This is a genomic window from Empedobacter sp. UBA3239 (assembly GCF_002362875.1).
In the GTDB taxonomy this organism is placed as follows: Bacteria; Bacteroidota; Bacteroidia; order Flavobacteriales; family Weeksellaceae; genus Empedobacter; species Empedobacter falsenii_B.
The window spans coordinates 98914-111475 of the sequence record NZ_DEVJ01000063.1 but is presented as its reverse complement, the minus strand read 5'-3'; the positions used below and the strand labels follow the sequence as shown (position 1 = coordinate 111475).

Genomic DNA, 12562 nt, shown 5'->3' with positions numbered 1-12562 from the left:
CTAAATGCACTACGGGTTTAGTTAATATTATTCTACAAGATTATTTCTATGAAATTGTTGCGCTAAATTCTTCTATTTTTTATCAAGTTTTGATCTTTGTTATCTTAATTATTGACCGAGAAAGAGTGATTGAAATTTTTTCTAAACTATTTGAATTAAAAACTAAACTAAAACCAAACTGGATTTTAATCCTTATAAGTTTTATACTTGCAATTGGCTTTAAATTTATTGAAACAAAAGTTTTATAACCAAAAAAGATGAACTTAATTCAGTTCATCTTTTTCTAAAATTTCTTCCGACTCAAAACTCATTTTAAGTTTGATGAGTTCATCTTTTATATTTTCTAATCGCTTCACAACATCTATTTCATCTGTTGTTGTCGCAATTCCTTTTTTACCAATCGCTTGTTTTGCACCTTCTAACGTATAGCCTTTTATTTTGACCAAATAATAGATATTCTTGAAACAATCAATATCATTTTTGGTAAATAATCGATTTCCTTTTTTGTTCTTTTTGGGTTGAATAATTTCAAATTCTTTCTCCCAAAATCGAATCAACGATGCATTTACATCAAAGGCTTTGGCGACTTCGCCAATCGAGTAATATAGTTTATCAGGCAGGTCTACGTTCATTATCAGCGTTTAATCCAAAGATAATGACAATTTTTTAGAGTTTTGATAAATTTTAATGAAATCGTCTGGATCTACATCATTGTAGAAATACATAATTGGATCTACAGGTTCTCCATTCTTGTGAATTTCGTAATGCAAATGCGCTCCTGTCGACAATCCAGTCGTCCCAACATAACCAATTACATCGCCTCTTTTCACTTTTTGTCCACTACGAACTTTCGCACGAGACATGTGAGCATACAAACTTTCGTAACCATTTCCGTGTTTCAAGACCACCATATTTCCGTAACCCGAATTAAATTCAGAAACTTTTACAGAACCATCTCCAGTTGCATAAATTGGTGTTCCTGTAGAAGCTGCAAAATCTAAACCTTTGTGCATTTTATTCACTTTCAAAATTGGGTGAAAACGAGATCCATAACCAGAAGCTAATCTACTTACATATTTATCTGCAACAGGTTTTAGAACTGGCATTGATGATAAATTGGCATCTTTTACACCAGCAGAACGAAATACTTCGTCCAACGATTTTGATTCAATTTCGATTTTATCAATCAATTTTTCGATATCTTCTGCTGTATAATTATCAATTTCTTTGTTTACAGAATCGATATTTTCATTGACACGCATATCATAAATTGTACGATAAATATTGCGATCTTTTTCTTCGATTTCTGTCAAAGCCTCTTCAACTTCTTTGAATTTTTTATGTAATTGCTGATTTTCATTTTCCATTCTTTCCAACTCAGCCAATAATTTGCTTTTGTCGTCTTTGAATTTCCCTGCTCTCGATGCGTATTCAGAATCATTAAAATGATAACCAATCATTCCAGCAGATATTGTCGATAGACATAAAAATAGTAATACGTATAATGCTGTTTTAGGAGTTTTTTGGACTCTTTTCTTCGCCCAACTCATTAAAAATTTCACAGAATTATACTTATAGTTTTTATTTTCCATTACTTAACCAACCTTTTATTATCTTTGTAAAACGTTTGCAAAGTAACGAATATTGTACGAGTAAACTTGTTAATCAAATGATAAAAATAATTTAATTAAATGAAATCCAAAGATATAAGAAAAGAATTTCTGCATTTTTTTGAGACAAAAGGCCACTTAATAGTAGACTCTGCGCCGATTGTTTTGAAAGACGATCCGACATTAATGTTCAATAATTCGGGGATGGCACAATTCAAAGAATATTTTTTAGGAAACGGAACTCCAAAAAGTAATCGTATCGCGGATACACAAAAATGTCTTCGTGTTTCTGGTAAACATAATGATTTGGATGATGTAGGAAAAGATACTTACCACCACACGATGTTCGAAATGTTAGGAAACTGGTCTTTTGGTGATTATTTCAAAAAAGAAGCAATCGCTTGGGCGTGGGAATTACTAACAGAAAAATACGGAATCTCTAAAGATCAAATTTATGTAACAGTTTTTGAAGGTGATAAAGGTGACGGAACATCATTAGATGAAGAAGCATTAGAACTTTGGAAACAACATATTGCTGAAGACAGAATTCTTTACGGAAATAAAAAAGATAATTTCTGGGAAATGGGTGATATCGGACCATGTGGACCATGTTCTGAAATTCATGTTGATATTCGTCCAGAAGCTGATCGTTTAGCTGTTGATGGTAAAACATTGGTTAATATGGATCATCCACAAGTTATCGAAATTTGGAACTTGGTATTTATGCAATACCAACGTAAAGCTGATGGTTCTTTAGAATCTTTACCAGCGCGACACATCGATACAGGAATGGGATTTGAGCGTTTAGCAATGGTTTTACAAGGAAAATCATCAAATTATGATACAGATGTTTTTCAACCAACAATTCAAAAATTAGAAGAAATTTCTGGTGTAAAATATGGCGCAGCAGAAAAAACAGATATCGCGATTCGTGTTGTAGTTGACCATTTACGTGCAGTTTCTTTTGCAATTGCAGACGGACAATTACCATCAAACACAGGAGCTGGATATGTAATTCGTCGTATTTTACGTCGTGCTATTTCTTACGGATATCGTTTCTTAGGTCTTAAAGAGCCTTTTATCTATAAATTATATCCAATCTTGAAAGCTGAAATGGGCGATTTCTTCCCAGAATTAGTAAAACAAGAAACAATTGTAACTGGCGTTATTCGTGAAGAAGAAGCATCTTTCTTACGTACAATTGAACAAGGATTAAATCGATTAAATCAAATCATTGAGCAATTAGGAGATTCTAAAATTGTTCCTGGTGATGTGATTTTTGAATTATATGACACGTTTGGTTTCCCTGCAGATTTATCTCGTATTGTAGCAGAAGATCACGGTTTCACAATTGACGAAGCTGGTTTTGAAGCTGAAATGGCGAAACAAAAAGAACGTTCGAAAAAAGCAACTGCTTTATTAACGGATGACTGGGTTATTTTAGATGATAAAGGAAACGAAACCTCTATCGCTTATGATAACACAGAAGCTGAAGTAAAAATTACACGTTACAGAAAAGTAAAAAATAAAAAAGGAGAATTTTTCCAATTAGTATTCAATCAAACGCCATTCTATGCAGAATCTGGAGGACAAATTGGTGATACAGGATCAATTTCTACTTTGAATGAAACAATTGAAGTTGTTGACACGAAAAAAGAAAATAACTTAGTAATTCATTTCGTTGAAACTTTACCAGAAAATGTAAACGCTACATTCAATGCGAAAGTTGACACAGAAAAACGTAATGAGACAACTAAAAATCACTCTGCAACACACTTAATGCACGAAGCTTTACGCGAAGTTTTAGGAACGCACGTAGAACAAAAAGGTTCGTATGTTGGAGACGATTATTTACGTTTTGACTTTTCTCATTTCTCTAAAATGACAGATGAAGAATTGGCTATTGTTGAGCAAAAAGTAAACGATAAAATTGCAGAAGCTTTACCATTAATCGAAAAAAGAGATTGTGATATCAACGAAGCTATTGCTGATGGAGCTATGGCTCTATTTGGTGAAAAATATGGTGATAAAGTTCGTGTAATTCGTTTCGGATCTTCAATCGAATTATGTGGTGGTACGCACGTAAAAAACACAGCAGATATTCGTTTGTTCAGAATTTTATCTGAATCTTCTACTGCTGCTGGTATTCGTCGTATCGAAGCAATTACATCAAACAAAGCAATCGAAGCATACAAAGATGCTGAGAAAAATTACAATGATGTTTTAGCTGCACTTAAAACGAAAAATGATGCGGTAAAAGCGGTTCAACATTTATTAGATGAAAATGCAGAATTGAAAAAGCAATTAGAGTCTTTTGTTGCGCAACAAGCTGCTGCTGAGAAAGCGACTTGGAAAGCTGCGATTAAAGAGATTAATGGTGTTAATTTCTTAGCGGTTAAAACGAATTTAGATACAAATGCCGCAAAACAAAATGCAATTGATTTAACAAAAGAAATCGAAAATGCATTTATCGTTGTTGGTACGAATGATGCCGTAAAACCATCGATTACAATTTCTATCGCAAAAAACCTTGTAGATGAAAAAGGTTATAACGCAGGACAAATTGTAAAAGAAATCGCGAAGCACATCAATGGCGGCGGTGGTGGACAAGCTTTCTTAGCTACAGCAGGTGGTAAAGAGGTTTCTGGATTAGATGCTGCACTAAAACAAGCAGAGGATTTTGTTAAATAATAAATCTCTATTATAATACTTTAAAAGCGACTTGGTTTATCAAGTCGCTTTTTTTTTTATTTTTATAATTCTATTTTAGAATTAACACTTTTAACTTTTTTATCCTGAAAGAGATCAAATTATTGATTGCCGTTAGTATAGTTGCAATTGTTTGGGGAACAACTTTCCTCGGAATTCGTATAGCTGTAGAAACTATTCCTAGTTGGTTTGTTGCTGAAATTCGTCAATTTTTGGCAGGACTAATTATGCTAATTATTTTACTATCTAAAAAGGAATTAAAATAGATTGTCTGGAAAAACCTTTCTTATCAACTTATCTCGCTTCATTAATGCTGATAATGGCAAATGGATTAACTACTGCTGCAGAAGAAAACTTATCGAGTATTTTAGCTGCATTAATTAGTGCAACCTCACCTATTCTCGTTTTTTTAGGAAGTATTTTTATTGGCTTACAAAAATTCAGTTAGCGTGGATTATTAGGTGTTTTACTTTATTTTGGGGGTGGAATATTTATTTTTTGGTAGGGAAATCAAGAATTAGCAAATCTAGCATATAGAACTGGAATTATTTTACTTTTTTGTGCAATTACAGGTTGGGCAACAGGAACTATTTTCATTAAAAAAATGAATATTCAATCCAAAAATATTTCTCTCAATCTTTTTTACCAATTTATATTTGCTGGAATTGTTTAAATTATTTTTGCTTTCGCTTTTACAGAAAATTATAATTTCGAAAATTGGAGTACAAAAAGTATTTCTGCCATGCTTTGTTTAGCTGTTTTTGGTTCTGTGATTACGTTTTTTTCATTTCATTATACATTGACAAAATTTCTCCAATACAAGTTTCTATTCTTTCTTATTTCAATACGATTATTGCAATAATTTTGGGTTGGTTAATATTAGACGAACAAATTTCATCAAAGTTTATCGTCGCTACTATTCTAATTATTCTTGGTGTTTTTATTATTAATTATAAGCCAGAAATGTTCAAAACTAAACGTTTAAAAGCAGATTAAGAGTTACGTAATAAAATTTATCTTAATATTTTTAAAAGAAATCAATCTTACTTATGCTATACTGGTTCAAAAAAGTAGTGGTAGAAAATTATGCAAACTTCACGGGAAGAGCTCGTAGAAGTGAATTTTGGTATTTTTCGCTTTTCAAATTAATTATCCCAATTATTATATTAATTCCTTGTATTATTCTGACAATTGTTTTTAGTAATAATGTATACGCACCCGCATTTATGGGTAGTTTTCTTGTATTTTTTTTAATTTTTGAAATTCTTTTAATTATTCCCACTCTCGCCGTAAGTGCAAGACGTTTACATGATATTGGTTACAGTGGATGGCTGCAGTTAATTTCATTAATTCCTGGTGGTGAAATTGTTTTATTAATCTTCTTTTTAATGGTCACTCAACCAATGACTAATCAATAGGGACCAAACCCAAAAGAAACTGATGATTCTATCAACGAAATAGGAAACGATTTAATCGAAAGATATTAAAATTAAAAAGCGAGATTAATTCTCTCTTTTTAATTGGATTAATTTTATCCATTGTTTTAGATTATGTCGTCTAAAAATTCCCAAATAACGTTGATTAAAAGAGTTCACCCAAATCGAATTGTCTTCACAATAAATCACAACTGTTTCGATATAATCTCTTCTTCGGTAATTGTATTTATAAAAAATATTTCGTTCCGAATATTCAAAAAGAAACAAACCTTCTTCGTCCAATGATTGCGTAAAATTATGTTGACGCTGCGCTAATTTTTTGATTAAATTAATATTCTCACTCAACGATTTTGATGTTTTAATTTCTACAAAAAATCTGTCTTTAATTGTCGTTATTATTCGAATTCCAAAAATTACAATCATTGAAATAAAAATAATATTGATTTCACTTGATGCATAAATAAAGAATAAAACAAGTGCAAACATCAGCCCAAAATCTAAATAATTCCAAATTTCGAAAGGTAGAAAATATTTATCATCAACCTTTTTGAGTTTTGTTTTATGATGAAATGTGGAAAGATTATTTGTATTCATAAGTTTTAGATTTCTCTTAAAAATAAGAAATATTATCGAATTGAAACAATCTTAAATGAATAATAATTAACTCTTTTTATTAAAACAAGAAATTTTAATTATAAAACAAAAACATTCGAATCATTTTTGTAATTTTGCACCTCAAAAATTAAGTAATAAATACAATTCAATAAAATGGCAAACATTACATTCACAATGATTAAGCCTGATGCAGTTGCAAAAGGACACATCGGAGATATTTTAAAAGACATTACTGACGCTGGTTTCAAAATCAAAGCAGCTAAAATGACTCAATTAGCAAAACAAGATGCTGAAGCATTTTACGCTATCCACGCAGAGCGTCCTTTCTTCAAGGATTTAGTTGAGTTTATGACTTCTGGACCAATCGTTGCTGCAGTTTTAGAAAAAGATAACGCAGTTGCTGATTTCCGTACTTTAATCGGTGCTACTAACCCAGCTGAGGCTGCAGAAGGTACAATCCGTGCTAAATATGCTGAATCTATCGATGCTAACGCTGTTCACGGTTCTGATTCTGACGAAAATGCTGCTATTGAAGCTGCTTTCCACTTTGCTGCGAAAGAAATTTTCTAATCGAATAAGATTACAAAACATTATACAAATCCTTCTGAAAATATTCGGAAGGATTTTTTTTGGCTCAAAATTTACTTACCTTTAAATCAAATTCTAAAAAATGAAAAAAATAATTTTAGCCACATTTACAATCGCAGCTTTTGTTGTGTCAAGTTGTAAAACTAAAGTAGAAAAAGTAAAAGACGAAGAAAATTCTAAAGAATATAAAGTTGAAATTGAAATCGGAAATGTTTCAGCAGAAAATTCTATTCAATTTGAAGGAACATACAAAGGAATTTTGCCTTGTTACGAGAAAGATTGCAAAGAGATTGAAATGGAAATAAAATTATTACCAAACAAAGGATATGTCTATTCTACAAAACGTTTGGGGTTAGATAAAATGGCTATTATGACAACTGGAACTTTTCAGTTTAAAGAAGATGGAAATACAATTGTTTTTCCTGAAATTGCCAATGTTCCGAATGCTTTTTTGGTTGAAGAAGGAAAAATTACTCAGTTAAATAAAAATCAGAAGAAAATAGAGTCGGCCGATTCTGCTAAATTTGTTTTGACAAAAGAAAAATAGATAAAAAAGGTTTCGATATGAAACCTTTTTTTATTGTAATAATTTTAGATTTTTCATTGCGCTAATGCTACATTCAGAATGACATTTCTTCAAATAACTTTACCTCAACTCCAATCGACAAACGAAGTTTACTTTTTCTTGATTAACAATTTTAAACTGAATTAAATGTTCAGTTTCTAATTTCTGAATTTCTATTTTGTCATGTAAACTTAATTCTTTCAAGAAATTCATATCAATCGCTTTGATACGATGTTTTAATATAATTTCAGGATCAACAGTATTCAAGCACCAATCCAAATATTTGGTATTATTTGCGTGTTTTACGATATCTAAATCAGAAAACTGAACTTTATATTGAACAACTTCCGTTGGTTCAAAATCAATGTTCAAAATCGAATTCTCAATTTCAGTTGGTTTCAGATCAGGAAAACGTTCAATGTGAGATGAATCAAGTTGAAGAATATCAGGACGACGTTTTTCTGTATTGAAAACCGCCCACAAACTTGAAGCTCCAATTAATTTTTTTCCATTTTTCTCGATTGTAAAATCACGAATAGATTTTGCACCTTTCAAAACTTCAATCCATGTTTTCACGTCAACAAAATCTGTCCAAGAAGGTAATTCATCAATCTCAATTCGAAGTCGATTCATTACCCAAGATTGATTAAATTCTTGTAAATCAAAGAAACCTAAACCTCCTTTTATCGCGTGTTCTGAAGCAGTTAATTGAAAAAGATTTGCCATTTCAGACAATTTCATCTTACCTGTCGGATCACATTGAGAAAAGTAAATCTCCCAATTTTTCGTATAAATTGATTTAAAATCTTCTGCTATTGGCATCGATAAAGTTTTGAATCTATCATTCTAAAATTATTTTCCTAATTTCTTTTTCATATCCGCCATCATAACCGCAGCTACACCAGCTTCAACTCCTTTATTTCCATGTTTTCCACCAGAACGATCAATTGATTGCTGTTCATTTTCGTCTGTTAAAACACAAAAAATAATTGGCATATTGTGTTTGATATTCAAATCTTTTACACCTTGCGTCACACCTTGACAAACATAATCAAAATGCGCTGTTGCTCCACGAATCACACATCCAACAACGATAATTCCGTCCAAATCTGGATGAGTTTGCGCAACTTTATCAGCTCCATAAATCAACTCAAAACTACCAGGAACTTCATATAAAGTAACATCATCAGGATTTGCGCCCAAATCAATCAATGTATCTTTTGCTCCATCTCGCAAATTAAATGTGATATGATTATTCCATTCAGATGTAATGATTGCAAACTTAGAGCCCGCTACATTTGGTAATTCTGCTTTATTATATTGAGATAAATTTTTATTTTCTGTTGCCATTTTGTTTAAAATTTGAATGGTAAAATTACAAAAATGATTTAGGATAAACTTTGATTTGAATCAATAAAAAAAGCCGAACAATTTGTTCGGCTTGTAATTATCTTTTGAAGTGAATTATTTCGCAGTTTCAGAAGCGTATTTTAAACGCTCAATAAACTTCGCAGTTTCACCATTATTTGCATTTGGATATTTATCCTCTAAAGCTTGAAAATATTTTAAAGCATCAGCATTTTTACCTAATTCCATTGCAATTTCACCTGCTTTTGTGTAATAAGTTGATTGTAAAGTTTCAACTTCTGTCGCTTCAGCAGCTTTTACATAGTAAGGTAAACCTTCTTCTAATTTGTTAGAAGCAACTAATGCGTTTCCTAACATACCATATTTTTGCGCTAACATCACATTGTCATCTGTATCAAAATCTTCTAATAATTTTACCGCAGATGCGTAATCTCCTAATTTATAATAAGAACTTGCCGCTTTGAAACGTGCTAAATTACCAGCATCAGTATTTCCATATTCATCAACAATTTGTTGTAAACCTTGGAAACTTCCTGCGCTACCATTAAGAGCAACGTTAATAGAATCTTGATCAAAAAGACGTTCTGCTTGAACCATTTCTTTGAAAGCGTCTTCTGATTTAGGTTCTACGACTAATTTTAAGTAAGCAAAATAACCTAAAACAGCTACAATAATTACTCCTAAACCAATACCAATTGCTTTAGCATATTTTTCAACAAAAAACTCTACGTTGAAAGCTGTTCTATCTAATTTTTCTACGAATTGCTCTGTAGCGAATTCTTCTTTTTTATTATTTTTTGCCATTTTAATAATTTACGAGGTTGCAAAAATACAATTTGGAACAAATATATCCAATAAATTTATTTACAAACAACCTTTTAGAATAAATATGCTACTGATAAGTTTAACATTTGCGGACGATTTTCTGTTCTATATTGTCCATTTGATCCGTTCAAAATGTCAGATCCAACTTTTCCTAAACCAAATTCGTAACGTAAATCGAATAATAATTTAGAAACTTCTACACCTGCACCAATTTGCATTCCGACATTAAATTCATCTTGTTTTGCAGTTGTAAAATCTTTTACAGATAATTTATCATCAAAATAGTATGAGAAAACTGGTCCTGCTTGAACGTGTCCGATTCCTAGAAATCTTTTTCCAACATTTACAGGAATATCTAAACGTTTCTTTGTAATACCAATATCTTGAGGTTTATCATTTTTATCTAATACATTATATTCATTTTTGAACTGAGTATATAATAATTCTGGCTGAATGTAAATTCCTGCTAAAGAAACACGCGCTAAAGCACCCGCTTGAAATCCAGCAGAAGCTTTTCCATCTCTCTTGAAAATATTTCCAGCATCTTGCCAAACTTTTCCTTTATCTGTATTGAAAACAGCTCCACCTTTGATACCAAAATCGATATTTTGTGCTGTTGCAAAATTTGCAGCTAAACCTACAATTGCAGTTAAAATTAACTTTTTCATAGAATTTTTATTGATTTATTATTGTTCTTTTAATAAGGCTTCTCTTAGTTTCTTGAAAAGATTCGACGAATATACAAAATCAATTACATTTGGATTATCAGCCACCAAAATCTCCTCTTTTGTCCCTTCCCATTCCAAGAAACCATTTTTTAGGAAAACAATATGATCTCCAATTTCCATTACCGAGTTCATATCGTGTGTATTTACAACGGTTGTTGTGTTGTATTCTTTTGTGATATCATAAATTAATTGGTCGATAACTAACGCCGTTTTCGGGTCAAGACCAGAGTTTGGTTCATCAGCAAACAAATATTTTGGATTATTTACAATCGCGCGCGCAATCGCCACACGTTTTTGCATTCCTCCTGATATTTCTGACGGATATTTTTTAAGCGCTGTACGAGATATTTCGACACGATCTAACACTTCACGAGCACGTTTTTCAGCACCAGCATTTGACATGTCCGAAAACATTTGCAATGGAAATTTTACATTTTCGACAATATTCATCGTATCATACAAAGCCGAACCTTGGAAAACTACTCCAATTTCTGAACGTAAACGTTGTTTTTCTTTGTAATCAAACTCGATCATATTATCTCCTTCGTACAAAATTTGACCTGAAGTTGGCGTTAATAATCCAATCAAATTTTTCAAGAAAACTGTTTTTCCAGAACCACTTTGACCAATAATTAAACTAACTTTTCCTTTCTCGAAAGTGACAGAAAAACCTTTCAGTACTTCTACTGCATCAAATGATTTTCTGATATCTTTTACTTCAATCATTAGCTCAAAATTGTTTGTGTTAATATTAAATTGATCACAATAATTGCTACTGATGTCCATACAACAGCTGTTGTTGCAGAACGACCAACTTCTAATGAACCACCTTTAACTTTATAACCATAATATGCCGGAATTGTTGCGATAACAAACGCGAATACCATTGTTTTAAGAAATGTATAGACAAACAATTTTGTTGCCATATTCATTTGTAAACCTGTAATAAAATCGGCCGCTGACCATAGTTTTGTAAAAACACCAATGTAGTAACCTCCTAATAATCCAAATCCGATAGAAATCATAACCAATAAAGGATTGAAAAAAACACAGGCTATAATTTTTGGTAAAATCAAGAAGTTTGCAGAATTAATCCCCATTACATCTAACGCATCAATTTGTTCGGTAACACGCATGGTTCCGATACTCGAAGCGATGTACGAACCTACTTTACCAACTAAAATTAGCGACATAATGGTTGGAGCAAACTCTAATACCAAAACCACTTTGGTCGCATAACCAATGTAAGCATCTGGAACAGGAATAGAAGCTCCCTGAAAGTTTTGTGCCATTTGTATTGCTACAACTGCACCCATAAATGTTGAGATAAAGGTTACAATTCCCAAAGAGTTGACACCTAAATCATATATTTCTCTAACGGTCAATTTCCAGAAAACGCTCAGTTTTTGAGGCTTGCTAAATACTTTACCCATAAGCATAAAGTATGACCCTAAATTTTCGATTAGTTTCATTACGACAAAATTAATATTTTTATTGGAAAGGCTTTTTATTTATCTTGCACAATGTGAATTTAGAACATTTAACTTCTTATCTCCCTCATAATGCAGACTTGTATGTAAAAAAGTGGTTAGAAAATCATTTTATAACGTTAAAAATTACAAGAAGACGTGAAACTAAGTTGGGAGATTATCGCAAATTGGTCGAAAATAATCGTCATCAAATTACAGTGAATGGCGACTTAAATCAGTATGCTTTCTTTTTTGTTTTTACACATGAAGTGGCGCATCTCAAAACTTTTGTTCAGTTTGATTCGCGTAAAATAAATCCGCATGGAAAAGAATGGAAAACCATTTTTGGGCATTTATTATTAGAATCTATTCACGTTTATCCCGAAGAATTGCAACCGTATATTCTTCATCATGCCAAACATCCAAAGGCAAGCTTAGGAGCGGATGTTAATATCTCAAAATATATTATAGATGATAAAAATCCTGCTCAAATTTATCTTGAAGATTTGGAGGATGGCTCAATATTTTCGATTGGAAAAAGAATCTTTAAAAAAGAATCTAAACGAAAATTAAGGTATCTTTGTTTAGAGTTGAAAACCAAGAAAAAATATTTGATAAACGCAACTGCAACTGTAAATAAACTTTAAAA

17 protein-coding genes and 1 pseudogene are annotated in these 12562 nt (G+C 31.7%); 9 read left to right on the top strand and 9 right to left on the bottom strand.

Translation table 11 applies throughout. The annotated features are described in order from the left end of the window. Positions 1-248, top strand: a pseudogene (locus tag B4G36_RS09800) (hypothetical protein); the annotation flags it as partial. Positions 249-263: 15 nt separating this feature from the next. On the opposite strand, the gene B4G36_RS09795 reads toward B4G36_RS09800, so the two are convergent. Beyond that, complete coding sequence (locus tag B4G36_RS09795; protein WP_038331000.1) at positions 264-632, bottom strand: MerR family transcriptional regulator; 369 nt, start codon at positions 630-632, stop codon at positions 264-266. 9 nt (positions 633-641) lie between these two features. Further along, on the bottom strand, positions 642-1592 hold the full coding sequence (locus B4G36_RS09790; protein WP_038330999.1) for a M23 family metallopeptidase: 951 nt from the start codon (positions 1590-1592) through the stop codon (positions 642-644). Between the two features lie 99 nt (positions 1593-1691). On the opposite strand from B4G36_RS09790, the gene alaS reads away from it, so the two are divergent. From alaS to B4G36_RS09765, 5 genes are all read left to right on the top strand, one after another. Further along, entirely contained in the window at positions 1692-4301 is a 2610-nt protein-coding gene (alaS, locus tag B4G36_RS09785) for an alanine--tRNA ligase (protein ID WP_291047676.1), read from the top strand. 122 nt (positions 4302-4423) lie between these two features. Next, positions 4424-4585, top strand: a complete 162-nt coding sequence (locus tag B4G36_RS09780) for an EamA family transporter (RefSeq protein ID WP_291063685.1) — start codon at positions 4424-4426, stop codon at positions 4583-4585. A gap of 44 nt (positions 4586-4629) precedes the next feature. Then, positions 4630-4767: a hypothetical protein gene (locus B4G36_RS09775; RefSeq protein ID WP_291063683.1), complete on the top strand. Its 138-nt coding sequence runs from the start codon at positions 4630-4632 to the stop codon at positions 4765-4767. Positions 4768-5036: 269 nt separating this feature from the next. Further along, positions 5037-5315, top strand: a complete 279-nt coding sequence (locus tag B4G36_RS09770) for an EamA family transporter (RefSeq protein ID WP_291063681.1) — start codon at positions 5037-5039, stop codon at positions 5313-5315. A 53-nt stretch (positions 5316-5368) separates the two neighbouring features. Beyond that, positions 5369-5737, top strand: a complete 369-nt coding sequence (locus B4G36_RS09765; RefSeq protein ID WP_291063679.1) for a DUF805 domain-containing protein — start codon at positions 5369-5371, stop codon at positions 5735-5737. An 84-nt stretch (positions 5738-5821) separates the two neighbouring features. On the opposite strand, the gene B4G36_RS09760 is transcribed toward B4G36_RS09765, so the two are convergent. Continuing rightward, on the bottom strand, positions 5822-6349 hold the full coding sequence (locus B4G36_RS09760; protein ID WP_291063677.1) for a hypothetical protein: 528 nt from the start codon (positions 6347-6349) through the stop codon (positions 5822-5824). Positions 6350-6523: 174 nt separating this feature from the next. On the opposite strand from B4G36_RS09760, the gene B4G36_RS09755 reads away from it, so the two are divergent. Further along, complete coding sequence (locus B4G36_RS09755; RefSeq protein ID WP_038330990.1) at positions 6524-6940, top strand: nucleoside-diphosphate kinase; 417 nt, start codon at positions 6524-6526, stop codon at positions 6938-6940. Positions 6941-7040: 100 nt separating this feature from the next. After that, complete coding sequence (locus B4G36_RS09750; protein WP_171622569.1) at positions 7041-7505, top strand: copper resistance protein NlpE; 465 nt, start codon at positions 7041-7043, stop codon at positions 7503-7505. A 99-nt stretch (positions 7506-7604) separates the two neighbouring features. Here the strand turns inward: B4G36_RS09750 and B4G36_RS09745 are convergent, their stop codons facing one another. The 6 genes from B4G36_RS09745 to B4G36_RS09720 form a co-directional block, all read right to left on the bottom strand. Further along, complete coding sequence (locus B4G36_RS09745) at positions 7605-8345, bottom strand: acyl-[acyl-carrier-protein] thioesterase (RefSeq protein ID WP_291063674.1); 741 nt, start codon at positions 8343-8345, stop codon at positions 7605-7607. Positions 8346-8375: 30 nt separating this feature from the next. Continuing rightward, positions 8376-8873 (bottom strand): 6,7-dimethyl-8-ribityllumazine synthase, encoded by a 498-nt coding sequence (ribH, locus tag B4G36_RS09740; RefSeq protein ID WP_125349547.1) that lies wholly within the window; start codon positions 8871-8873, stop codon positions 8376-8378. A gap of 114 nt (positions 8874-8987) precedes the next feature. Next, the gene (locus tag B4G36_RS09735; protein WP_125349548.1) at positions 8988-9695 is read right to left on the bottom strand and encodes a tetratricopeptide repeat protein; all 708 of its coding nucleotides are present in this window, start codon (positions 9693-9695) and stop codon (positions 8988-8990) included. Positions 9696-9769: 74 nt separating this feature from the next. Beyond that, positions 9770-10384, bottom strand: coding sequence for a porin family protein (locus tag B4G36_RS09730; protein ID WP_291063672.1), 615 nt, complete (start codon positions 10382-10384; stop codon positions 9770-9772). Between the two features lie 18 nt (positions 10385-10402). Next, the gene (locus B4G36_RS09725; RefSeq protein WP_291063670.1) at positions 10403-11170 is read right to left on the bottom strand and encodes an ABC transporter ATP-binding protein; all 768 of its coding nucleotides are present in this window, start codon (positions 11168-11170) and stop codon (positions 10403-10405) included. Next, entirely contained in the window at positions 11170-11916 is a 747-nt protein-coding gene (locus tag B4G36_RS09720) for an MlaE family ABC transporter permease (RefSeq protein ID WP_171622564.1), read from the bottom strand. The genes B4G36_RS09725 and B4G36_RS09720 overlap by 1 nt, the downstream gene beginning before the upstream one ends. Positions 11917-11969: 53 nt before the next feature. Here B4G36_RS09720 and B4G36_RS09715 point away from each other — a divergent pair, with 53 nt between their 5' ends. Beyond that, on the top strand, positions 11970-12560 hold the full coding sequence (locus tag B4G36_RS09715) for a SprT-like domain-containing protein (protein ID WP_291063668.1): 591 nt from the start codon (positions 11970-11972) through the stop codon (positions 12558-12560). Positions 12561-12562 lie beyond the last annotated feature (2 nt).